Consider the following 23,771-nt stretch of genomic DNA (forward strand, 5'->3'; position numbering starts at 1 on the left):
CTTACTAGTCTTTCGGCTGGTAGGGATTTGTTTTGTATAGGTGAATGGAAGATAATAAAGCTAAAGATCATTATTTGAGGAGGATGAACGATGAAAAAAGGTGTCATTTCGCTTGGGGAAGCATTGATCGATTTTATCCCGTTAGATCAAGACAATTTGAACTATCAAAAGAGTCCAGGAGGAGCGCCGGCAAACGTTTCCGTTGGCGTCGCAAGACTTGGAGCAACGTCTACATTTTTAGGAAAGGTCGGCGATGACGTGCTCGGCCGCTTTATGAAAAAAACGCTCACGGACTACGGGGTGCAGACCCATAGCATGTTCTTGACGCCGGATGTGAGGACGGGCGTTGTTTTTGTAACCAATGCTGAGGACGGAGAACGGAGCTTTGACTTTTACATTAACCCGAGTGCCGATCAGTTCCTTGAAGCAGGGGAGATTGACGTCGCAGATTTCGATACTCATAAAGTTCTTCACTTCGGTTCAATTTCAATGATTGGTGAGAAGGTCAAAGAGGCGACGCATCATGCGGTTGCTTTGGCGAAGGAAAAAGGGATGATTGTCTCGTATGATCCGAACCTACGTCTGCCGCTTTGGGACTCAGAGGAGCAAGCGAGGGAGACGATTCAGTCGATGCTTTCAGAAGCCGATCTTTTGAAAATATCGGAGGAAGAATTGGAATTCATCACAGGCGAAACGGACATTGAACGCGGGCTTGAAAAGCTTGCGGGTTACGACATTCCTTTGACACTGATTACGATGGGTGGAGAAGGCAACTATGTGTGCACGTCTGATGGAATCCAACATGTGCCTGCGATGAAAGTAAAAGCCGTTGATACGACAGGGGCAGGCGATGCTTTTGTGTCGGGTATGTTGTATTCCTTAAATGAGTACGAAGGCGATGTCACGAGCATTACCCTTCCGGAAGCGGTGAAGATGGCGAAGTTTGCAAGTGTATCCGGGGCCCTAGCGGCATCAACGAAAGGTGCAATGACAGCCCTTCCGACGCGGGATGAAGTGATCAAGCACCTTGAAGAGGCAGGCGAGTAATCGATGAGCAAAGATCAGGAATTACGCCGGGCCGCATTTGAGGAAGTGGAAAAGTATCAGGACATTGTAAAGGCGGATCCAAATCGTCTTCACTATCACATCATGCCACCCGTCGGACTTTTGAATGACCCGAACGGATGGATCCAGTGGAACGGGACCTATCATCTGTTTTATCAATGGATGCCGTTCAAAACAGGGCATGGAGCAAAGTTCTGGGGCCATTATTCGTCCGAGGATCTCGTCAACTGGACGCATGAAGATATTGCCCTTACGCCGTCTGAATGGTTCGAGAAAAATGGCTGCTACTCAGGATCTGCGATTGAGCATAACGGCAAGCTTCATGCTTTTTACACAGGGAACGTGAAGGATGAGTATGGCAATCGCGAGTCTTATCAATGCCTTGCTGTTTCTCAAGACGGCATTCATTTTGATAAAAAAGGACCGGTCGTACACCTGCCTGAAGGGTACACCGCTCATTTCCGCGATCCGAAAGTTTGGGAGCAGGATGGTTCTTACTTTATGGTGGTCGGTGCTCAGACGGAAGACTTGAAAGGGGCCGTCGCGCTGCTTCGAAGTGAGGATTTACATGAGTGGACCCATGTCGGCGTCTTAGCCGGCGGAGGGGAAGGTCGTCTTAAGGAGTTCGGCTATATGTTCGAATGTCCGGACTTGTTTGAGCTAGGCGGCGAGGATGTCCTTGTTTTTTCACCCCAAGGGCTTGATCCTGAAGGGATGAAATATCAGAACGTCTATCAGGCAGGGTATGTCGTCGGGGCGTTTGATTCTCAGAATGGGTCTTATGAGCATGGCGACTTTTATGAGCTGGATCACGGCTTTGACTTTTATGCACCACAGACGACAGAAGATGAGCATGGCCGCCGTATTCTGTTCGGTTGGATGAGCGTGCCGGATCAGGATGAACAAGACCACCCGACCGTGAAGCATCAATGGTTGCACAATATGACGTTGCCGCGTGAACTGAAGCTTGTGGATGGACGAGTCTATCAAACACCTGTGGCGGAGCTTGAAGGCTTACGTGACGGGGGTGTGGTGGAGCGGCAAGTTGCGCTTGATTGTGCCACACTTGAAGTGGATGGTGTGGAAGGCAAAGCGGTAGAGCTGAAGCTTGAAGATATAGCAGTTTCTGAAGGCTGGTTCGGACTTGAGATCGGGGGAGCTGCCCGTCTCGTTTATTCCAGTGAGCAAAGAACTTTCACATTGGAACGCGAAAGCTATGTGGATGGAGTCGTCGAAAAGCGTCAGACCGAAGTTGCTGACTTGAAGGACGTTCACATCTTTATTGATACGTCGTCCGTAGAAGTGTTCATCAACGAAGGTGCACACGTGTTCACCACCCGCTTCTACCCAGCGCCCAATGACGAAAGTATCCAATTTACAGCATCCAAAAAAACGACACTCAATCTAAAAAAATGGGATTTGCGTAAGGTGTTTTAATTCCAATATTTGTATGACCTGGTACGCCAGGATGTGGAAGGGAGGATCGCCCAAAAAGGGTGGTCCTCTTTTTTTATTGGAAATTTGACATTTTCATTCCTTTTTACTGGTTAGCATCGAAATTAAGTCAGGATACTTATCTCGAATGTAGGGATTCGTAGGGATTTGACGAACGAAAAATAAAGGACACGGGCAGGTTTTAGCCAATAAACTACTGTGCGGCAAATTTTTCATACATAGGAGGACGTGATGGGGAGAAGGTATGTCGTTGTTGGTTGATGGCAGGCGAATATAGCGGGGATTTTAAAAAAGAAAGGAAGAAAATGAATGAATCATCATTTATCCAGAGCACTTATTAGTTTGATGGCATTGATCATGGTCATGAGTCCATTCGGTTTTTCGGCTTCAGCCAATGATTCTCAAGTGGAAGTGAAGGAACTGAACACGGCTGAAATTTTTGGGGACCTGGAACTATCGTCTGAACGTCCGACATCAGTGATTGTAGAATTAGAAGCCAAGTCAATCATCGAAGCGAAACAAAAGGGGCAGAAGCAGACGAAAGCGAACCTGAAGGCCGAACGGGGGAAAGTCGTCAGTGAAATGAAAAAAGCGGTCAAAGAAGCGGATGTGAACAGGGAATACGATTATGTATTTTCCGGTTTCTCTGTAGAACTCCCGGCCAATGAAATTATGAAACTGACAACGGTGGAAGGGATTAAAGCCGTTTATCCAAACGTGCACTACGAAGCTGAAGTGATATCAAAGGAAGAAATTTCAGAAGAAGCATTCAGCCCAGCGATGATGGACAGTGCACCATTCATTGGATCGGATGAAGCATGGGATGCTGGATTTACAGGGGAAGGGGTCACCGTTGCGGTCATCGACACGGGCGTTGATTACACCCACCCAGATCTAAAACATGCTTTTGGAGATTACAAAGGCTATGATTTTGTTGATGATGATAAAGATCCGCAAGAAGGATCTGGGCAATACCACGGAACGCATGTGTCGGGGACGGTTGCTGCAAACGGAAAAATTAAAGGAGTTGCTCCTGAGGTGGATTTGCTTGGGTATCGCGTGTTGGGACCTAACGGTGGAACGACTGAAGACGTCGTTGCAGGAATAGAGCTTGCTGTTCAGGACGGGGCAGATGTGATGAACCTGTCGCTCGGTAATTCATTGAATACGCCTGACTGGGCGACTTCAATTGCACTGGATTGGGCGATGGCCGAAGGTGTGGTCGCCGTCACTTCGAACGGAAACGCTGGACCAAACAACTGGACGGTTGGATCGCCGGGAACTTCCCGTGAAGCGATATCTGTGGGAGCGACACAACTTCCTTATAACAAGTATGACGTGGAGATGGCTACTTCCGAAGGAGTAGAATATCCATCCGCAAAAGTGATGGGATTCCCGAGTGATGAGGAGCTCCTTGCTTTGAACGATGGAGATTATGAATTTGTTTACGCAGGACTCGGGTCTCCGGAAGATTTTGAAGGTAAAGATTTGGAAGGGAAAATAGCATTGATCTCCCGCGGGGGATTTGCTTTTGTAGATAAAGTGGAAAATGCGAAAGCAGCAGGAGCGGTTGGGGCAATCATTTTTAATAATGTTGAAGGTGAACACGCCGATGTTCCAGGGCTTGCCCTCCCTACCGTGAAAACAGAACTTGTCGATGGACAAAAATTATTAGCCGAGCTTGAAAATGGTAACAACACAATCTCTTTTAATATAGAATTTGCACAGGCAGTCGGAGAAACGATGGCGGACTTCTCCTCCCGCGGACCTGTGACATCAACATGGATGATTAAACCGGACGTTTCCGCTCCAGGAGTGAACATTGTCAGCACATTCCCTGGTGAAGGATATGCCGCACTACAAGGAACGAGCATGTCGGCTCCTCACGTTGCCGGAGCAGCCGCACTCCTTTTACAAAAGAATGGAGACTGGGAAACAGGGGATGTGAAAGCAGCCCTAATGAACACAGCTGTCGATGTCATTGACCCTGATACAGGAGAGGCATATGCTCACAATACTCAGGGCGCGGGAAGTATCCGTGTCGTTGAGGCACTGAATACAGAAACGCTTGTGGCGACGGGGAGCCACTCGTTTGGAAAGTTTGTAAAAGATCAAGGCAAGCAGGTAGAAAAACAAAGCTTTCAAATTCAGAACCTATCAGATGAACGAGTGAACTACAGCTTTGATGTTGAATTTGATGGAAACCCTGAAGGCATCAAAGTCATGACAAGTAAAAACTTGAAAGTCCAGCCAGGGAAATCCCAACAAGTTAACTTCAATGTCCAGGTCGATACATCAAAGCTTGATCCTGGCTATTATGAAGGTACCGTCCACGTCAGTGATGGTATCCAGGTGATCAAAGTTCCAACCATTTTATTCGTAGGTGAGCCGGATTACCCTCGCGTAACCGGGGCTTATATGGAGAATACGGGAAATGGGGATTATGCGGTTGGATCATATCTTCCAGGTGGAGCTGAGGTGCTGGGATATGACATGTATGTCTTTAATCCAGATGGGACGATTGGAGGGTTTGTAGATACTCTAGGAACATTTGAAAATGCATCCGCACCAATCCATGAATTCAGCTGGGATGGAACGGTTCAAAATGGAATAGACCTCCCTAATGGAGATTGGGTGTTAGCAGTTTACGTTGAAAATAAAGGGGTGACGGAGTATAAAGCATACTTGGTAACGAAAGAATAGTTTATCATTACCAAATAATGTATGACCTTGTACTCTAATATATGGATAAAATGAAAAGAAACCAAACCGAAAGATTTGGTTTCTTTTTTTTTGATCAATTCATACAAAGAACGCTTGGTCTGATTCCAAGCGTTCTTCTCTAGTGTTTTATTTCCTTTATGGTGCGTGAAGGTTACCTTTGTCATCGATGTAAACGGATTTGATGAGTGTCCGTTCAAGCGGGGTACCTTCGTAGGTGCCTTTCACGTCAACCGTCATATTGTAGACCCCTTCACCCAGGCTCGGAATCTTAAAGTCGTTTCCATTCTTCTTCGCCTTCCATTTCTTCTCTTTCAACTTTCCGTTTTTATCATAGTACTGGATCGTCATATCGGTTTTGACGTTCAGCTTTTTGTTTCCTTTCACCTTCATTTGATTTCCTTCCACTTCTCCACTCAGCATGGCATCGACTGGGCTTTCGAAGGTCGTGTTCAGGAGGTAGCGTTCTTTTTGGTCAGCTTCCGTTTCGAGCGTCCATTTCCCAGCTTCCGGTTTTTCCAGGGTGATGGTGTGGTGATAGGCGCCATCGAAAAATTCAGTATCGTCAGCCGTCACGGTGAAATCGGCATACGTTTTTTTACTCGGTGATGTAAGGGCTAAGGAGGTCTCTTTTTGGTCACTGATCCAGTCGAAGGTGACAGCATCCACGCCCTTTTCAACCGCTACACTTTCCTTATGTGTGCCCACATATTCTCCGCCAGTGACATAGTGACCTGCGGTGGTCTCCGATTCTTCCGTAATAGCAGCCATCTCAAAGCTTGCCGCAGAAGCGGAATAGACCATACTTTCATTCAAGTAATTTTTAAATAGGTTGAAAGTAGAGGAACCTTCTTTGATTGTGGTGTGGTTCCACCTACCGACTTGAATTTCTGTCGCGTAAGGAAGCCGCGAGCTTTGGACAGTAACTGCGCCGTCATTGCTTCCATAGCTGCTCAAATAAAGGCCACCCCAATAGAGAGCGCTTCCAAAACTGCCCCATTTCGTTCCTCCTAATGTGTAAATAGGGGTATTGTACACATTGGCATGGCTGTCGGTAACCGAGCGGTAATAATCCATATATCCGGTTTGGAGCGAGTATGTGCCATCATTTTTACTGCCTATGATGCCGGCAAGCCATCCAGCCCAGCTGCTGTAGGCGAGGTCTGCAAGCTGTGAGCCGCGATGAGGGGAGGACAAGGTGATGACGCGTTCGATATAGGGATCGGCCCCGTAATGAACGAGGGCGGATTGGGTATCTACCCCTCCTTTACTATGAGCGACAACGACGACTTTTTCACCGAAGTGGTTGTAGATCTCCTGCACCTTTTGAGCTAAAAGTGCTCCATTGTCCCACATGCTTTTTCCAGCATTGAGGTCGATGAAAGCTGTTTCGTAACCACTTTGAAAGGCGGTTGCATACATATCGTTATTCTCATACCAAGTGTTTGAAGAGCTGTTCAATCCGTGTACAAAAAGAATGGGGTGTGAGTTAGCGGCGATTGCAGAGGGTGTTTCTCCAACATACCATTCACCGGGGTTGCCCGAAGCACCATCTTTGATCGATCCGGCCCAGCTGACGGATGGTACAGTGAGGAAGAAGGCAGTAAAAACGACGAACCACTTCTTGAAATTAAGCATGACTTGTCTCCTTTTAAAAGTTTTTTTGGGATTCGTGAAAGTTGTCCATGAGGCGTCCCCTTTTATACCATTCGTTACCAGGGTGCCTTTTCCTTCATTTGGAAAATGGGAAGTTTTGTTGAAATATGTTTCTTAGACCTTCCGCATCCAGGGTGGCTCACATAGGATAAATTATGAGTAAATGGGGGAGGAATGAGGATGTCCCACAGAATCACTTCAGGTAATCGTCTTCTTTTCGTCACAGAACCAGGCGGGCAAGTCATCGAGGAAGGACAAACGGTCGATTTGACGGAAGAATATCCGGCGGGCATCGATGTCAGCCCTTTTTATACGATTCGGGTGGCTGGAGGAAACCGGGTGGTCTCAGAAGGAGCCGTCACGTTCAAGTTACTTATGAAAGTCAATCAGGTCAGTTTTTTAACCCTCGATCAGATTACGGTGTATCCGGGAGAGAGGTTTAACCGTACCTATAATGTGCCGGGTCTTGGCCTTGGGATAAAAGCGGAAGCAGAAAACGGTTCGGGCGTGGATGCCGTCGATTTAGTTGTAATTGGGTTTAAGTTTTAGAACACAAATCACAACATAAAAAAGGACGCCTCCGCTAATAGACGTCCTTTTTGCTTTATTCTTTTTCAATCGTGTAGGTCCCGCGCGCGGTTTCCAATGTGAAGCGGTCATTCAAGTACTGGTATCGCGTTGAATCTTCCAGTGGAATTTCATAATAGGCTGAGGGTAGCGGCTGGGCGCTTTGTGCATCGGTTTCTGTCTGTCCCTGACCATGTAAGTAAAGCGCGTGCATCGGTGTGTAATCGTCGAGCCGGCGCGTGTGTGTCTCATAAGATATGTGGTCAAGGTTCATCGTAATGGTATCTTCATCGCGTAGTTCGTGTTTCTGGATGCGGATGTTTTCTCCCTGCCACTGCTGTAAGTGCTGGTTGAATTCTTCAATGGTTAAATCGTTCATGCTAATCCCTCCTGCATTTATCTTTTCCACAAGGCTCTTAAACATGCAGGTGATCCTTCCCATATCATGGTAAAATGATGGCATAACCTTTTTCTAGGTGTGGTATCGGCCATTGTGGATATATCAGAATCGATAAGTTAAATGTAGGATGTATCGGTTAAATTCAGGATTTATCAATGAAAGGACGATTTCTTACATATAAATCAGACAAGGGAGGCGACCACCTCATGAGAAAAACCGGACAAGTTTTTACACTGCTCCTTTTGCTCACTCTTTTAACCGCCTGCGTGGAAGGGGACCTCAAGCTGAAGATCAATAAGGACGGAAGCGGCGAACATACGGTTACGGCAGGCGTCGAAAAAGAGGCCCTGAACCGCTTCGGGGACCGAGCTGAAAATATGATGAACTCCGTTTCTGGAGAGCTTGAGTCAAAAGGTTACGAAGTAGAGTTCTACGAGGAAAATGGATTCACTGGTTTTCGGGCCAAGAAGAACTTCGAGAATGTACAGGAGATGGAGATTCTTCCTGTATCCGACGGGATGACGGAAGCAGGGGTGGCGCCTGCGATTGGCAATGTTCCTGTAGAAATGACGACAGAAGGTGGGATTTTTACAACGACGTACAAAGTCGAGGCCGAACTCAATCTCTCAAATTCAGGTGTCATCGGGGGGATGCAGACCCTTGTCGCGGATCAGTTGGATCTTACGTTTACTCTTGATCTTCCTTTAAAACCAAAGTCACATAACGCGGATCGTGTGGATGACGACGTTTTGCAATGGGATATCCGGACAGCGGGCAAAACGAACGTGATGGTAGAGATGGTTGTGCCGAACGTGAAGAATATCATCATAGCAGGGGTTGCTGGGATTGTAGTCCTTCTCCTTTTCATTTTCCTATTGAAGAAAAGAAAAAAACAGCATGATTATGAATCTCCGTTATAAGACACGGGGGTTCTTTTTTTATTGCACACAGGTGAAATCCATTCGGAATATGGTAATGAAAAAGGGGTACGTTATATGGATGAATTCTTATTGGGAAAGTTGCAAAAAGGAGGATACACTCTATATGTCCGCCATGGAGATGCGACTGTCGGAGCGGATCAGCCTGATTTTTCGTTCGATGATTGTTCCACCCAACGGAATCTATCGGAAAAAGGACGAAGGCAGGCAGAGCGATATGGAAACGCAATCCGCAGGTTGAACATTCCTTTTGCAACGCCCGTGTTTACAAGCCCTTTTTGCCGCGCGAAAGAATCCGCCATGCTTGCGTTCGGAGCAGAAATTATGCACATCGACACCTTCTGGTCCAACGTTTATCAGCTGAACACCCCACTGTCCCCCTATGAGCAGTCCGCCATCCTTACACGCCTTTCTTCTTTTCTCGAACAGCCGCCAGCTGAAGGAGCAAACCAATTCATTATCGCCCATAGCTTTCCGAGAGATGTTGCGTTTGGTGCCATTCCTAGTATGGGGACGATTGTCGTTAACCCTCATGGAAAGAATCATGGATTTTCCGTTGCCAGTCACTTTACCCTTGAAGAACTTGAAGAGTTTGTAAAAGCTTAAGTTATCGCTTTCCTTTATTCGACAAGAACAGTTATAGTAATGATAGAGATGAGCAACGGTAGACGGAGCCTTCAGAGAATCCTGCCACATCCCGGCGTCTACATTGAGAGCCCGCAGCAAAACATTCATGGAGGGTACACAATGTTTCATTGGTTTAAGAAAAACAAGAAGGGATCGATGACCATCATCATCACAGTATTGTCTCTTGCCATTATCGGAGCTTGTACTGTTGGACCTGACAAAGCGGAAGCAAAAAGTTGGAAGAGTGAGATGAATCAGACGAAGGATTTAAAGTATTCCGTAGAGGCAACCGTACGCCTTTACATTCAACTGTGTAAAGAGGAGAAAGAATGGCTTGCCTTCTCAGATGCCTTAGAAAAGATTGATGCCTTAAGCAAAGTCGAAGCGATGGATCTTTACTTGGAGAGCTATTACAAAAAAGTGAAGCCGAGAGATATTATTGAAATCGTTAACGGGGTGTATGGCATTGACCTTAAGGCGGTTTCTGACCTTGGTGTCGGCAAGCAGACAAGCACCTATTCTGACGAAGTGCTTGGCCTGGTGAGACAAGCATTGGATGAAGAAGATAGTGATGAGGACATCTCCAATATGGAAAAAGTAGAAGTCATGGACTTATACTGGAAGGCCTTCGATGGAAAAATGTCTGGCGATGAAATAAGGAAGATGATCAACTCGATCTTCGGTATCAATTTAGCAGGCATTTCCGGGCTTGAAGGGACAGGCGTTGCACTTTTTTCCAAAGAACAGTGGATTTCTCAATATGAAAATGATCTGTTTGTTGTCCATACAGGAGCGGATGATGTAGATGTGTGGGTTTATCCGACGGATCACTTCAAGGAGCAGACGGGATTGGAAGAGAACCCTCGTGCATTGAAAGTAGCCCTGAGCGCTTTGGGCTTTGAATATAGTGAAGAGAAAGAAGCGCTCTACTACGCTAATCCTACAGGGAAGTCTGTGCCTGACAACTTCAAAGGGCAGACGCTTGGGACGATCATCGGTGTCATCAAGGAAAACTATAAGGATTTGAACTGAAGAAATCCCATGGGTTAAAAAAGACGGTGGCCTCTCATGCTTGAATAAAGCAGAGACAGCCACCATTTTTATTTTTTCAGGATATCCACAAAATGAGAGATGATTCTTGCCGTCATCCCCCAGATCACTTTATCCCCATAAATATAAAAGTATTCTTCCAGCTGACGTGTCCGCCAGTTGTATTCTTCTCCGCCTGGAATCAAATCAAAGGGGAAATTCGCCTCCGGCTGGGCTTCGAAGTGGACGTAATGGATGCGCGGTCCATTTTCCATGAAAAAGGAAAGCGGCACCGTAAACACTTCACGTACCTCATCGGGGTTCCGGACGAGTTCGTCTTCGGTCACATTAAGATATCCTGCAAATGTGTAGACGATCATTCCGAACGGGGAAATCAAGTAATCCAGCGGGTGAACTTCTGTGAACTGACCTGACTCGACGCCTAATTCCTCTTCCGTCTCCCGGATTGCGGCCTGTTTGGCAGAAGGATCCTCAGGGTCGATTTTCCCACCTGGAAAACAAATCTCTCCCGGTTGTCTTCTCAGCTGATGGGAACGCACTTCGAAGACCACATGAAGCTCACCGTTTTTCTCGATGATCGGTAAAAGGACAGCGAACTTGCGGAACTGTTCGTGTCCAAGAACAGAGGGGTCATGTTTTTTCACTGTCTCAAAAATGGTTTTTGCGTCCATAGTTTTCACCTCGTCCTTTTACTATACCAGAACATCCTTTGGAATAGAAAAGAGGCACTCATCAGAGCGCCTCTTTAATGATTTTTCTGTAATAAAGAACAGACAGCAGTCCAAAAATGGAGTAGAAAGCCGTGTATAGCCCCATGACGATCAGCATCGGTGCCCATAGTTCGGTTCCGAAGAAGAACCACCCCGACTTGACCGCAAAGTAGCTGTGCAGGAGTCCGATCAGTAATGGTATACCGAAGTTGAACAACTGCTTCCCTTGGATTCCACGCAAAAGATCACCACGGGTAAAGCCGAGTTTTCTTAGAATCGTATAGCTTCCTTTTTCATCTTCCCCTTCATCCATCTGCTTAAAGTAAAGCACACATCCAGACGTTATTAGGAAGGTGAGGCCGAGGAAGCCGACGATGAACATGACGAGACCCATGTTTTGCTTCTGAGACATCGCGCTGTACCATTGGGAGCCGTTCTCTCTCCCTTCATCCAATCCCATATCAGCGAAAATGTCATAAGCCTCTTCCTGTTTTCCTGAATCTTCAAGGTTCACGCCTGTATAAAGGTTGGATTTCGTCTGGATCTCAGGGTTATAGTTTTGGCTTAGCTCTTCGAATAACGCTTCATCAACAACGCCGATTGGAAGTCCCCCTGCGACGTAGTAGGAGGAGAGCAGGTAATCTTCTTCCAGCCCTTGATAATCCAGTTCACGCCAGTTTCCATCCAATAAAATTTGTGCCTTCCCTCCATCATGAAGGGAGATGAAGGACTGCATCAGATCCGTATAGCCGGTGAGCTTCATTTCTCCTTCATCGAGTTCGATCTCGTCTGTGTGAACTTCACTGATGACGGGGAAGGTCGTCTGTTCGGTGTTGAAGTTCAACTCTTCTAAATTTGCATCGAGGATGTCCTTGACGTTAAATTCCGCTTCATAAACAGGGATACGCTTTTCTGTATAGGCGATCCCTTCCTCTTCCAGACGTTCCATAAACCCAGCTGCCTTCTCTGGGTCGATGATCGAAAAATCATCAGGAACCGTCGTTTCTGCCAGTTTTTCGGCTGAATAATAGGAAATATACGTAAGCGAAAGCAATCCGATCGCAAGCGCCGACACCGTCGTAATCACCGTCAGCAAAAAAGCATTCGACTTCATCCGAAACATGACGGACGACAAGGATAACACTTCATTGATGTTCAAATAGCCGTTTTTATTTTTGCGGATCAAGTTGGATACAAAGCGTACCGATCCTTTATACAAAAAGTACGTTCCGATGATGACGGACCCTAAAATATAAAGCATAGCCAGATAAAAGCCGTTGATCGTTGTAATGCTGCCTTCAAACAGCTGGGAGGACAAATAATATCCGGAGGCAATTAACCCAATGCCGAGGATGCCCATCAGATGTTCCCACACGGATAACTTCTTCACTTTCCCTTGAGCGCTTGAAGTAACACGGAAAAGGGATAGAATCGACTGTCTGTGAATGAACAGATAGTTCGTCGCCATGATGACGAGATAGATTCCAGCGAAAACGATCAGTGTCTGGAAAAAGGCCTGGGTGGAAAAGTTTAGCTCAGCGATTTCATCTACGCCGACGACACGGAAGAAGCTCATAAGGATCAACTTGGATATCGCAAAGCCGATGAATATTCCGATGGCAAGAGATCCAAAATAGATGATTAAATTTTCGATACCTAAAATTCGTGCGATGCGGTTTTTCGTCATCCCAATCAGTTGGAACAAACCGATTTCCTTACTTCTCCGTTTAATGAACAACGCATTGGCATAAAACAGGAAAATGGCCACGATCGCAATCAGGAGAATGGAGGCAACCCTGACCGCTGCTTCGCCTTTGATCGAGCCTTCCTGACTCATCGACGGGTCATACTGCAAGGTGACGAACGAAAAGTACAACGCGACACTGAAAATGAGTGCAAATACATAGAGGTAGTAGTTTTTCAGGTTCTTTTTCAAGTTGCGTAAGATGAGCTGATTAATGTTCATACTGCACACCGCCAAGCACACCTTGGGTTTTCATGATGTCCTTCAAAAACGTCTGTCTCGCCTGGTCGCCTTTATTGAGCTGGGTGTAAATCTGACCATCACGGATGAAAATGACGCGGCTGCTGTAGCTGGCGGCGACAGGGTCGTGGGTGACCATCGCAATCGTCGCCTCGCGCTTTTTGTTCATGTCACTCAGCTTATCTAAAAGGTCGGAAGCCGATTTCGAATCGAGCGCTCCCGTCGGTTCATCGGCGAAGATGATGCTTGGTTCGTGGATGAATGCTCGTGCGGCTGAGGTGCGCTGTTTCTGACCCCCGGAAATCTCATTCGGATATTTATGATGGATGTCATCAATACCGAGTTCCTTCGCTACCGATTCAAATTTTGCCTGTGCCTCTTTTTTTGACACTTTGGAAATCGATAGTGGAAGGAGGATATTCTCTTTAACTGTCAATGTGTCTAACAGATTATACTCCTGAAAAATAAAGCCGAGGTGATGCTTGCGGAACTCAGCAAGCTTCTTGTCTTTTTGCCCCGTAATCTCCTGACCGTCAATCGTTATCGTCCCGTGACTTACGCGGTCGATGGAGGATAAGACGTTTAAGAGCGTCGTTTTCCCTGACCCTGATGCGCCCATGATCGTGACGAACTCTCCGCGCTGGATGGAAAGGTCAATGCCTTCCAAGACGTGCTGTTTCATAAACTTGTTGCCGTAACTTTTATGGATCTTTCGTGCGACTAGTAAACTCATTTCGTTACCCCCTTCATTCTATGACTTTATTGTAGAACCACTCGAAGTCTTTTTCCTTCGATTCATCTAACAAAATGACGGAAGCATGTGACAGTTTCGTCACATGCTCCGAAGCTTCGTAAATTCATTCGGTTCCGGGAACAGGAGGATGAAGGTTGTACCTTTTCCAAGTTCGGATTGCACTTCGATGTCGATCTTCAAAGCTTCCCGGATCCGGTCCGTCAAATAGAGGCCCATGCCAGTCGCAGCTTGATCCTGATGAGCCGTCGTAGAAGTGAATCCTTTTTCAAAAATGCGTGGAAGGTCCCTTGGATCGATGCCGCGCCCCTCATCCTGGAACATAAGCTTTATACGACCGGCTTCTTCCATACTTGTGATGGTAATTTCCGATTCCTCACTGTATTTAATCGCGTTCGTCATCAGCTGTCTGCAGATGAAGGCGAGCCATTTCGCATCGGTCAGCACGCTTTCAGCTTGAAGGTCAATATCAAAGCCGATCCCTTTTTGCATGCACCATGACTGGAGCGATTTGATTTCATTGAATAGCAGTGGCTCAAGCTCCACTTCTTCGATATAAAGGTCGTTTTCGATAAAAGGAATCCGCTTCTGATGCAGCTGCTGATCAAGAAGCAGGTGGATACGCATCCACTCGAACGTCAGCTGGGACCTCAACTTATAATCGTCGATACGATCGATGATCAACCGCATCGCAGTCATTGGTGTCTTCACATCGTGGATCCATGATAAAAGTTCGTCTTTTTCCTGTTCGAGAAGACTTTGGTTATAAGAAGCTTCCTGCTTCAACCGTTCCATCTGATCGCGTACATTTGTCTCTATCACCGACTCAAAAGGACTGTCTGCTTCAGGGAACGTCGTCAAATCGAGGTCGTTGTCCCGGTCTTCCAGTTCCATATAGAAGCGGGTTTCTTTGCGATAACGGATGAAAAGGAAAAAAACCACGAGAAGACCTGATAAAAATATGTAGTAGATGATGGACGAAAGCGGTACGGTCTGGTCAACGAATGCAACGAACAGGGCGAGCAGCTGGAGGATGACAATCAGCAAAATCCAGCTGATGCGTTCAGCCAGGAATTTCCGAATCATGACTCATCCCTCGCGACATACCCTTGCCCAACTTTCGTTTCAATGGATTCACCAAGCCCGAGGTCTGCAAGCTTTTTGCGTAGCCGATTGACGTTGACGGTGAGCGTGTTGTCACTGACGAATCGTTCGTCTTCCCACAAACGATGGATGATTTCCTCTCGGCTGACAATTTTGCTTTTTTTTTCGATCAGCTGCTTTAAGATGAGCATTTCATTTTTTGTAAGATCGACGGTTCCATCGTCATTCGAGACCCGGTTCCGTTCATAGTCGATGGTCGCACCAAGCCATGTTTTCAATTCATTCTGGTCGTTATTGTAGTTATAAACCCGCCGAAGGATCGCCTGGATTTTCGCAATCAGCACATCAAAGTGGAACGGTTTTTGTACAAAATCGTCCGCACCAAGGTTCATCGACATCACCATGTCTGTCGGATGGTCCCTGGATGACAGGAAGATGATCGGCACATTGGAATGCTCACGGATCATCCGGCACCAGTGGAAGCCGTCAAACTTCGGAAGCTGAATATCGATGATGACGAGATGGGGATCGACATTCGTGAATACATCCATTACCCGGCTGAAGTCATGGATGCCATGGACTTCATACGACCACTGAGATAGACGATCGACCATCTCGTGAAAAAGCGTGCGGTCATCTTCAATTAAGAGCAGTTTGAACAAAAGGGACACCACCTTTCCGTATTTTACCTTTTCTCAGTATAGCAAAAGTGCAGGTGTCTACGCATTTTATTACGAAAAAGCGGTAGTGTAGTAAAAATATTTTGACCATTCCGTCAAATCCTCTTTAAAAAAGGTGGGGATGGGCGTACAATGGATACTAATATTCAAAGACCATTATAAAAGAAACCATAGAAGAGGAGTCATGAAAATGTCATTGAACATCGTTGAAGCATCCCATAAAAAAGCCAAACCAGAAAGTGAAAAGATTCCTTTTGGACGTACCTTCACGGATCACATGTTTGTGATGGATTACGAAGAAAATAAAGGCTGGCACGAACCGCGGATTGTCCCTTATGAACCGCTGACACTCGATCCTGCCGCGATGATTTTCCATTATGGACAAACCGTTTTTGAAGGATTGAAAGCATACCGCACCGATGATGATCGTGTCCTTCTTTTCCGTCCCGAGAAAAACTTCGAACGACTGAACTTGTCGAGTGACCGCTTGAGCATTCCGCCGGTCGATGAACAAGAGGTGCTCGGTTACTTGAAAGAATTGGTCCAGCTCGAAAAGGATTGGGTCCCTTCTTTTGAAGGAACATCGCTATACATACGACCATTTATTATTGCGACAGAACCGAGCCTTGCGGTGGCTCCGTCTAAATCATATAAACTGATGATCATCTTATCGCCAGTCGGGCCGTATTTCTCAGGTGGCATCAAGCCGGTAACCATAAACGTAGAAGACAAATTCACCCGTGCTGTCAAAGGCGGTACAGGCATGGCGAAAACTGCCGGCAACTACTCTTCCGGCTATCAGGCTCAAGCGAAAGCCGTAGAAGAAGGGAACAATGACGTCCTATGGCTTGATGGGGTAGAAAAGCGCTACATCGAAGAAGTTGGCAGTATGAATATCTTTTTCAAAATCGATGGAGAAATTGTGACCCCATCATTGAGTGGAAGCATTCTGCAGGGGATTACGCGTACGTCGATTCTTGAACTTCTGCGTAAGTGGGAGGTTCCTGTGAACGAGCGCCGTATATCGATTGATGAACTGTACCAGGCCTACGAAGACGGCAAGCTTGAGGAAGCCTTCGGAACAGGTACCGCCGCCGTCATATCGCCGGTCGGTGAACTGAACTGGCTCGGTAAGAAGATGGTCATCAATGACCACGAAATCGGTGCCTTGTCGCAAGAACTCTATGATACGATTACTGGGATTCAACGGGGAAGAAAAGACGATCGCTATGGTTGGACAGTGGAAGTATAGAAGGAAAGCCTCAGGTGTTGGTGCCTGAGGCCTTTTTAATGCTCGTTTGTTTTTCGATTGAAGAGTTCCATCAGCAACATCAGGACAAAATAAAGGACAAAAACGATGGCAAGGCTCACAAACCAATCGAATTTCTTATGGAGAAAAGGACTACTTATAATGACAAGTAGAAGAAAAATAAATCGGGCGATGTCTTTGTTCTTTTTCCGTCGCGTGGACATCGTATCCCTCCTTTTTCTTTCCTCTAACCCAATATCTCTATCCTTAACCTTTTTAAACCAAAGGGGTTTAGACGAACAAAAGAGAATAAAAATAGAAACACCCATATCTTTTTTACGGAGTTTTCCGTTATAGCTGTGAGAGGTCGAAAGGAGTGTGAAAGGTGGAACTGAATACAAGTCATTCCGATGGGAAGTGTGGTCTTGAGGAGGTCGAGAAGGACTATGATAAACTTTTACGCTATTGTCTTTTCTTAACACGTGATGAATGGGACGGAAAAGACCTTGCCCAGGAGTCGGTTGCAAGGGCGTTTGAGCACTATGATGCCGATGAAATCAGACCAGCTCTGCTTAAGAAAATCGCCTACCATGTTTGGGTGGATCAAAAACGCATGGAGAAAAAGAACATGTGATGGAGAGAACGGCTGATGACTTTGTGAAAAAAGAAAAGACTGTCAATGAAACATTGGTTCAGCTTATATTAGAAAAGTTGACGGTGAAGCAGATGCTTACATTTGTTTTAAAAGAAGCTTTTCATTATAAAATTGCAGAAATTGCAGACCTGCTCCAAATGAAAGAAACAGGAGTCAAGGCTTTATTGAAACGTTCACGGGACAATTTGCATAGGTGTCCAGAAACAGAAAGGCTTCATGTGATGCGTACCCGCTCAGAAGACGACCTTCTCTACCAAACATTGTTCAGAACGCTCACCATTCAGGACCCAACCGTACTGATTGAAAAAATTCCGATTCTCCTCAAACCTGCTTCCAGAAATCAGCGCCCAAATTCACCTTTAAACGACCTCTCTTTAGCAGCATAAAGGAGGAAAAAATCCGATGAATACGATACCTTATGTCATTGAACAGACAAGTAGAGGAGAGAGGTCCTACGACATTTACTCCCGGCTTTTAAAAGACCGGATCGTGATGGTAAGTGAAGAAATCAACGATCACATGGCCAACAGCATCGTCGCTCAGCTCCTATATCTTGCAGCCGATGATCCGGAAAAGGATATATCTTTGTATATCAACAGTCCAGGAGGATCGACGACTGCTGGATTTTCAATTTTGGATACGATGCAGTATATCCAGCCTGACGTGCGCACGATCTGTACTGGAATGGCGGCGTCTTTTGGAGCCATGCTTTTATTGGCAGGTACAAAAGGGAAGCGGTATGCTCTGCCGAATAGTGAAATTATGATTCACCAGCCGCTCGGGGGAGCTCGCGGGCAGGCAGCTGACATTGAAATTTCAGCCAAACGAATCATCAAATTGAGGCAGCATATCAATGAAATCATCGCTGAACGCACCGGGCAGCCGGTGGAAAAGGTGGCAGAAGATACAGATCGGGATTATTTTATGAGTGCAGAAGAGGCGAAGGAATACGGAATCGTCGATGCGATTGTTCATAAAAAATAGAAAAACCGCCCACGCCGGGCGGTTTTTTTATGAAGCTGTTACAGCTTCTTTCGGTTGTACTCTTTCAAGATTGTCGAGTACATGCTTTTCTTCTTTTTCTGAAAGAGGCAGGAGGGGAAGACGGACACCACCAACCTCCACACCCTTGGCATTAAGCGCCGCTTTGACCGGGGACGGGCTTGGTGCCGAGAAGATGGCATGCATCACAGGAACAAGCTTTTGGTGAAGGCGGGCGGCATAAGCAAAATCGCCCTCTCGGAAACTCTGGATCATCTGCTGCATTTCATTTCCGATCACATGGGAGGAAACGGAAACGATTCCTGTACCTCCGATGGATACGAATGGAAGTGTATTGGAGTCCTCACCACTGTACACAGAAAAATCATCGGATGTTTCACGGATGATCTCCGTCGCCGCATCAAGATCGCCGCTTGCTTCCTTGATCGAAACGATATTTTTGATTTGAGATAAGCGAATGACGGTCGCCGGCTCCATGTTGATGACGCTTCTGCCTGGGATGTTGTAAAGCATCACGGGAAGCGATGTAGATTTGGCAATTGTAGAGAAGTGCTGGTAAAGACCTTCTTGGGTTGGTTTATTGTAATAAGGAGTTACGAGCATGACGGCGTCAACACCGATTTCCTCAGCTTTTTCAGTCAAACGGATGGACGCTCTCGTATTGTTGGATCCGGTACCTGCAATAACAGGAACTCTTCCGTCCACGACTTCAACAACGAATTTGAAAAGGCTCACTTTCTCTTCTGTTGTCAATGTTGGTGATTCACCTGTGGTTCCTGCAATGACAAGGCCATCCGAACCATTCTCGATCAAGTGGTTGACTAACGCTCGTGTTGCATCAAAATCAATGTTTTCTTCGCTGTCAAAAGGGGTCACCATCGCTGTTAATACTTGGCCGAAATTCATAACCTCACACACCTTTGTTTAGAATTTTGAATACGTTCGAGGCTGTGAGGGCTACGGCAGTCAAAATAAAAACGGCAACAACGAGGGCTTCGCTGCTGCCGTAGAAACTTTTAACCGTTCCTGCGTAAGATAGCCCTCCATATAGTTTCCTATATGACAGTCCTGTACTTGTTCAGCAGCAGAACCAGCATCAGGGAGATGAGATCCCTTTCGCTTCGGCAATTTCCCCTTTCCACTTTCATCTCAGGAGCTCATTCTCCTCCGACAAGTGTACTCATGTCATTGCACCTCTATCCTTACTTCAAAATCATTTGAAATAAGAAAATATTTAGTTAGTTAAAGATTATCAAAAAAGTTTTAATCTTACAAGTGGAAAGACAAGGGAACTAACAATTCGACAAAATCTCTGATATTCATATCTTAAGCAAACTGGCAGGATTGTGTAAGACTCAGTTTCGAGACTTTTGTGGGGGTTTAGGGGCTCCGGGAAAAGGTTCGCTTTCCGTGGGCGAGTGATGAGCCTCCTCGAGCTAACGCTCTGCGGGGTCTCACCTACCACGCACTTCCTCTTGGATATCCAGTTCCGGCGCCTAGCGGCTAGTGAGACTTCCCTCGCTTCTGTACGATAAGTCAACATCGAATCGCTCCGCTCTTCGTGTTTCCTTTATCTCCGCCAGCTCAGTCCAGTCCATACCCCGCTGACCAAGGCGCCTGCACACTTAAGGTAGGAGTCTCACCGTTTCCCTCCGTCCCTTTACCAAATGAGGTTCTCGAAATCCCACTTATAGTAACCTGCCTAGTTGTGTTGTGAAATCCTGCTTAATCTGCGTCGATATAGGATTCTTAACCATAAAAGCTCTTATTACTGGAAGGTAGTTTCGAGAATCTCTTCCGGCAAGTGGGCGGAGGGGGATGGCGAGACTCCTGCGGGAAAAAAGTGCAGGGTGAGACCCCACAGGACGCAGTCCGAGGAGGCTCACCGCGCTCCCGCGGAAAGCGAGCTATTCCCCGCAGCCCCCATCCACTCAACAAAAGTCTCGAAACTGGGTCTTCCACAACCGGGAGCTTTTGTGGAAGAGTAGATATCAGCCTCGAGGCGGATGAAGATTCATTCTCCGGCACATCGATGATGACGTCGACCTTTTATACAATGGAATTAACCAATAATAACCGAAGGTGTGATTCAAATGGCAGTCAATGAAATGGCGTTGCAACAGTCAGAAACGGAACCGAAAGAGCTTCCCTCCATATTCAAGAATCGAAACTTTTTGCTGCTTTGGGGAGCAGCGCTCTTATCAAGTTTTGGCATTTCTTTTTTTCTTTTCTCGCAAAGCTGGTATGTCGTCAATGTTTTAGGTTTAGAGGCTTCACTTGGCATTCTGTATATCGCTGTCAGTATCCCGCGTGTGCTTTTTATGATTATCAGTGGCACGGTGGCGGATCGCTTTGATAAAACGAAAATTATGTTCATGTCTGATTTTATCCGTGGATTGCTTCTCGTCGGTCTCGTCGTCTGGTTTATTTTCGGAGGCATTACTTTATGGACGTTCGTGACGTTCGCCTTTTTCTTCGGTATTCTGGATGCTTTTTTCTGGGCAGCCGAAAGTGCCGTTATTCCTTCGATCATTCATAAAGACAATCTGACAAGAGGGAATTCGATTATCCAGATGACCAACCAGACGTCTTTCATTCTCGCTCCTATGCTTGCCGGGGTCATCATTGCTTTTGGAAACTATGAAATTGTGTTTGCGACAACGGCGGTTATGCTCATTGTGGCAAGTGTTCTCATTTTCTTCATGCGTGTACCCAGGGTGAAAGAAGAATCGGAGGATCAGAAGAGGTTTTGGGATGATTTTAAGGAAGGGCTGCTTTACGTGAAGAATTCCCGTGTCATATCCCTTGTCGTTCTGACGACGATCTTCATGAATCTCTTTTTGGTCGGACCTTTGACGATGGGACTTCCGTTGTTTGTGAAGACCATTTTAGAAGGGACGGCCATGGATTTCAGCTTTCTTGAAGCCGGTTTGGCTGTGGGGATGCTGCTGGGTTCGACCGTGGTGGGTGTGTTGAATGTGAAAAAGAACCGAGGGAAAATTGGTATTCTGGCTCTAGTCATTGCAGGGATGGCATTTACAGGACTCAGCTTCACAACTGAACTTTGGATGAGTATTCTATGTCTCGGAATCTTTGGATTCGCCTTATCGGGTTCCAACATACCATTCATTGCAGCGATCCAGAGTTTAATTGAAGAGAAGATGTTGGGGCGGGTCATGGGGCTTATTTCGCTCGCCTCCATGGGACTGATCCCTGTCAGCTATGCCATAACATCAGGGGTTTTAGCTTTCGGCGTTTCCATCCATCACATTATGGCAGTCGGTGCGATTTTAGTAACCTTGTACTCTGCGTTCATTTTCTTCAGATTTAAAGAGTTAAGAGAAATTGAATGAGCATAAAAATCTAGGACTTACGAAAGGAACAGCTTTAGGGAACGCTCCTTACTTCCGATAAAAGAATAAAGGAAAAATACGGTAGAGGAGCGTTTTTCATGAAAAGTCTTAAAAAAAGGATCTTATTATCTTTTTCAGTGGTCATCATGTTGACGGTCATTTTAAGCACCTTCAACTTTCTTGCCACAAAATACACAAATGATCGTACCCAGGATATGGTGGACCATCAGCTTCCATTGCTTATTGCTGATGAAAAATTAGCCTTGAACCTATCTCAGCGAATCGCACTGACAAGAGCCTACGTACTTTTTGAAGATGAAAGTTATCGCGAACAGTTTAACGAATATACACGAGAAAGTGTGGAGATTCAGGAAGAACTGTTGAGCATGTCTAATTCCGATGAAGCAGAACGCCTCGTGGAAGAAAGCAATCAATGGAGACAAATGGTTCAAAATGAAGTTTTCAACCGTTTTGACAGTGGGAACGAGGACGCAGCTCTTCAAGCAATGAAGGATAAAGTGACCCCTCTTGGTCAGGGAGTCATGGAAGGGTTTGAAAACATGGCGTTGCAGCGTGAACAAATGATGGAGGAGGAAGGACAAAACATCCTTCAAGCCGGAAATACGATGATGATCATCGGTAGCATGGTTTCACTCGCTTCCATCATTATTGGTATTGCATTTGCGCTTGTTATTGCGAACCGCATAACGAATCCGATAAAAAAAGTAGTGGAGCGCATGAAACAGATTTCAAAGGGAGACATCAGTCAAGAACCGGTTCATGTGAAGTCAAAAGACGAAATCGGACAGCTAGCGGATGCGACGAACGACATGCAGCGTTCACTGAATGAAGTGATCCAGTCTGTTTCTTTCACTTCAGATCGAGTATCCGGGCAAAGTGAAGCATTGACTCAGTCAGCCTATGAAGTGAGAGAAGGCAGTGAACAAATCGCGTCGACAATGCAAGAGTTGTCTTCAGGGGCAGAGTCACAGGCGAATGGAGCGACCCACCTTTCTGATCAAATGCGCACGTTCGGTGAAAAAATCCAAGAAGCGGACGCAAGTGGCGAGGCGATATCAGAAACATCGAATGAAGTTCTGGCAATGACGGATAAAGGACGCGAATCGATGCAGCGTGCGGTTGCGCAAATGCATGCGATTGACAGCATCGTGAAGGAATCCACCGAAAAAGTAAAAGGATTGGATCTTCAATCCAAAGAAATTTCCAAGCTTGTGCGGGTCATTGAAGACATTGCCGATCAGACGAACCTCTTATCTTTGAATGCCGCTATTGAAGCTGCGCGTGCAGGGGAACATGGAAAAGGGTTTGCCGTCGTGGCTGACGAAGTAAGGAAGCTTGCTGAACAAGTCACAAGCTCTGTGGGTGATATTACAGGAATTGTTGAAGGGATTCAAAAAGAAACAGGAAGTGTCGTCACTTCTCTCGAAACGGGAAACATGGAAGTAGATCAAGGTTCGAAGCAGATGAAAGAGACAGGCGCAGCGTTTGATGGAATCAATCGTTCCGTTTCAGAAATGGTCGCTAAAATTCAGAACATCTCTGCGCATTTGAAAGAGGTTGCTGAAAACAGCATGCAGATGAACCATTCCATTGAGGAAATTGCTTCAATTACAGAAGAATCGGCCGCAGGTGTTGAACAGGCGGCTGCCTCTGCCCAGCAGTCCAACAGTTCCATGGAAGAAGTGTCTCAGACGGCTGAAGACTTATCAAACCTTGCTGAGCAATTAAATGAACAAGTGCGGCGTTTCAAGCTGTAAATAAGAAACCTCGCTAAAAGGGCGAG

At 46.2% G+C, this 23,771-nt stretch carries 22 protein-coding genes and 1 riboswitch; of the genes, 13 read left to right on the forward strand and 9 right to left on the reverse strand.

Annotated elements, in window-relative coordinates:
• Positions 1-90: 90 nt before the first annotated feature.
• The 3 genes from GLV98_RS14855 (at position 91) to GLV98_RS14865 (ending at position 5,223) form a co-directional block, all read left to right on the forward strand.
• Entirely contained in the window at positions 91-1,047 is a 957-nt protein-coding gene (locus GLV98_RS14855; protein ID WP_160916620.1) for an aminoimidazole riboside kinase, read from the forward strand.
• Between the two features lie 3 nt (positions 1,048-1,050).
• Positions 1,051-2,502 carry a glycoside hydrolase family 32 protein gene (locus GLV98_RS14860; protein WP_160916622.1) on the forward strand — a complete coding sequence of 484 codons (1,452 nt, stop codon included), beginning with the start codon at positions 1,051-1,053 and terminating at the stop codon, positions 2,500-2,502.
• Positions 2,503-2,829: 327 nt separating this feature from the next.
• Positions 2,830-5,223, forward strand: a complete 2,394-nt coding sequence (locus GLV98_RS14865) for a S8 family serine peptidase (RefSeq protein WP_160916624.1) — start codon at positions 2,830-2,832, stop codon at positions 5,221-5,223.
• Between the two features lie 156 nt (positions 5,224-5,379).
• On the opposite strand, the gene GLV98_RS14870 is transcribed toward GLV98_RS14865, so the two are convergent.
• The gene (locus GLV98_RS14870) at positions 5,380-6,879 is read right to left on the reverse strand and encodes an esterase/lipase family protein (RefSeq protein WP_160916626.1); all 1,500 of its coding nucleotides are present in this window, start codon (positions 6,877-6,879) and stop codon (positions 5,380-5,382) included.
• A gap of 198 nt (positions 6,880-7,077) precedes the next feature.
• Between GLV98_RS14870 and GLV98_RS14875 the strand changes: the two genes are divergently transcribed.
• Positions 7,078-7,446: a hypothetical protein gene (locus GLV98_RS14875; RefSeq protein ID WP_089650642.1), complete on the forward strand. Its 369-nt coding sequence runs from the start codon at positions 7,078-7,080 to the stop codon at positions 7,444-7,446.
• A gap of 55 nt (positions 7,447-7,501) precedes the next feature.
• Here GLV98_RS14875 and GLV98_RS14880 read toward each other — a convergent pair whose 3' ends face one another.
• Complete coding sequence (locus tag GLV98_RS14880) at positions 7,502-7,843, reverse strand: hypothetical protein (protein WP_202410071.1); 342 nt, start codon at positions 7,841-7,843, stop codon at positions 7,502-7,504.
• A gap of 227 nt (positions 7,844-8,070) precedes the next feature.
• On the opposite strand from GLV98_RS14880, the gene GLV98_RS14885 reads away from it, so the two are divergent.
• From GLV98_RS14885 to GLV98_RS14895, 3 genes are all read left to right on the forward strand, one after another.
• Positions 8,071-8,784, forward strand: a complete 714-nt coding sequence (locus GLV98_RS14885; protein WP_160916628.1) for an LppM family (lipo)protein — start codon at positions 8,071-8,073, stop codon at positions 8,782-8,784.
• Positions 8,785-8,859: 75 nt separating this feature from the next.
• A complete protein-coding gene (locus GLV98_RS14890) occupies positions 8,860-9,408 on the forward strand; it encodes a histidine phosphatase family protein (RefSeq protein ID WP_160916630.1) in 549 nt (182 codons plus the stop codon).
• Positions 9,409-9,549: 141 nt separating this feature from the next.
• The gene (locus GLV98_RS14895; protein WP_160916632.1) at positions 9,550-10,461 is read left to right on the forward strand and encodes a hypothetical protein; all 912 of its coding nucleotides are present in this window, start codon (positions 9,550-9,552) and stop codon (positions 10,459-10,461) included.
• A 68-nt stretch (positions 10,462-10,529) separates the two neighbouring features.
• Here the strand turns inward: GLV98_RS14895 and GLV98_RS14900 are convergent, their stop codons facing one another.
• The 5 genes from GLV98_RS14900 to GLV98_RS14920 form a co-directional block, all read right to left on the reverse strand.
• Positions 10,530-11,150: an NUDIX hydrolase gene (locus tag GLV98_RS14900; RefSeq protein WP_160916633.1), complete on the reverse strand. Its 621-nt coding sequence runs from the start codon at positions 11,148-11,150 to the stop codon at positions 10,530-10,532.
• A 61-nt stretch (positions 11,151-11,211) separates the two neighbouring features.
• A complete protein-coding gene (locus GLV98_RS14905) occupies positions 11,212-13,155 on the reverse strand; it encodes an ABC transporter permease (protein WP_160916634.1) in 1,944 nt (647 codons plus the stop codon).
• The gene (locus tag GLV98_RS14910; RefSeq protein WP_160916635.1) at positions 13,145-13,906 is read right to left on the reverse strand and encodes an ABC transporter ATP-binding protein; all 762 of its coding nucleotides are present in this window, start codon (positions 13,904-13,906) and stop codon (positions 13,145-13,147) included. Before GLV98_RS14910 ends, GLV98_RS14905 begins: the two co-directional genes overlap by 11 nt.
• A 99-nt stretch (positions 13,907-14,005) precedes the next feature.
• Complete coding sequence (locus GLV98_RS14915) at positions 14,006-15,010, reverse strand: sensor histidine kinase (protein ID WP_160916636.1); 1,005 nt, start codon at positions 15,008-15,010, stop codon at positions 14,006-14,008.
• Positions 15,007-15,690 (reverse strand): response regulator transcription factor, encoded by a 684-nt coding sequence (locus GLV98_RS14920; protein ID WP_160916637.1) that lies wholly within the window; start codon positions 15,688-15,690, stop codon positions 15,007-15,009. The genes GLV98_RS14915 and GLV98_RS14920 overlap by 4 nt, the downstream gene beginning before the upstream one ends.
• A gap of 202 nt (positions 15,691-15,892) precedes the next feature.
• Here GLV98_RS14920 and GLV98_RS14925 point away from each other — a divergent pair, with 202 nt between their 5' ends.
• Positions 15,893-16,960: a branched-chain amino acid aminotransferase gene (locus GLV98_RS14925; protein ID WP_423785014.1), complete on the forward strand. Its 1,068-nt coding sequence runs from the start codon at positions 15,893-15,895 to the stop codon at positions 16,958-16,960.
• Positions 16,961-16,995: 35 nt separating this feature from the next.
• Here the strand turns inward: GLV98_RS14925 and GLV98_RS14930 are convergent, their stop codons facing one another.
• Positions 16,996-17,181, reverse strand: a complete 186-nt coding sequence (locus GLV98_RS14930) for a hypothetical protein (protein WP_160916639.1) — start codon at positions 17,179-17,181, stop codon at positions 16,996-16,998.
• Between the two features lie 161 nt (positions 17,182-17,342).
• Between GLV98_RS14930 and GLV98_RS14935 the strand changes: the two genes are divergently transcribed.
• Genes GLV98_RS14935 through clpP form a run of 3 tightly spaced genes read left to right on the forward strand, consistent with a single transcriptional unit; the run spans position 17,343 to position 18,596 of the window.
• Positions 17,343-17,591 carry a hypothetical protein gene (locus GLV98_RS14935; protein WP_160916640.1) on the forward strand — a complete coding sequence of 83 codons (249 nt, stop codon included), beginning with the start codon at positions 17,343-17,345 and terminating at the stop codon, positions 17,589-17,591.
• Positions 17,591-17,998 (forward strand): sigma factor-like helix-turn-helix DNA-binding protein, encoded by a 408-nt coding sequence (locus GLV98_RS14940; protein WP_237417156.1) that lies wholly within the window; start codon positions 17,591-17,593, stop codon positions 17,996-17,998. The genes GLV98_RS14935 and GLV98_RS14940 overlap by 1 nt, the downstream gene beginning before the upstream one ends.
• Before the next feature lie 16 nt (positions 17,999-18,014).
• Positions 18,015-18,596: an ATP-dependent Clp endopeptidase proteolytic subunit ClpP gene (gene clpP / locus GLV98_RS14945; RefSeq protein WP_160916642.1), complete on the forward strand. Its 582-nt coding sequence runs from the start codon at positions 18,015-18,017 to the stop codon at positions 18,594-18,596.
• A 27-nt stretch (positions 18,597-18,623) separates the two neighbouring features.
• Here the strand turns inward: clpP and dapA are convergent, their stop codons facing one another.
• Positions 18,624-19,520, reverse strand: coding sequence for a 4-hydroxy-tetrahydrodipicolinate synthase (gene dapA, locus GLV98_RS14950; RefSeq protein WP_160916643.1), 897 nt, complete (start codon positions 19,518-19,520; stop codon positions 18,624-18,626).
• Positions 19,521-19,642: 122 nt separating this feature from the next.
• Positions 19,643-19,821: riboswitch (Lysine riboswitch) on the reverse strand.
• A gap of 886 nt (positions 19,822-20,707) precedes the next feature.
• On the opposite strand from dapA, the gene GLV98_RS14960 reads away from it, so the two are divergent.
• Both GLV98_RS14960 and GLV98_RS14965 read left to right on the forward strand, forming a co-directional pair.
• Complete coding sequence (locus tag GLV98_RS14960) at positions 20,708-21,967, forward strand: MFS transporter (RefSeq protein WP_160916645.1); 1,260 nt, start codon at positions 20,708-20,710, stop codon at positions 21,965-21,967.
• Between the two features lie 98 nt (positions 21,968-22,065).
• A complete protein-coding gene (locus tag GLV98_RS14965; protein WP_160916646.1) occupies positions 22,066-23,745 on the forward strand; it encodes a methyl-accepting chemotaxis protein in 1,680 nt (559 codons plus the stop codon).
• The last annotated feature ends 26 nt before the right edge of the window (positions 23,746-23,771 follow it).

Origin of the sequence: Halobacillus litoralis, assembly GCF_009856415.1 — a bacterium.
GTDB classification, from domain to species: Bacteria; Bacillota; Bacilli; order Bacillales; family Halobacillaceae; genus Halobacillus; species Halobacillus litoralis_C.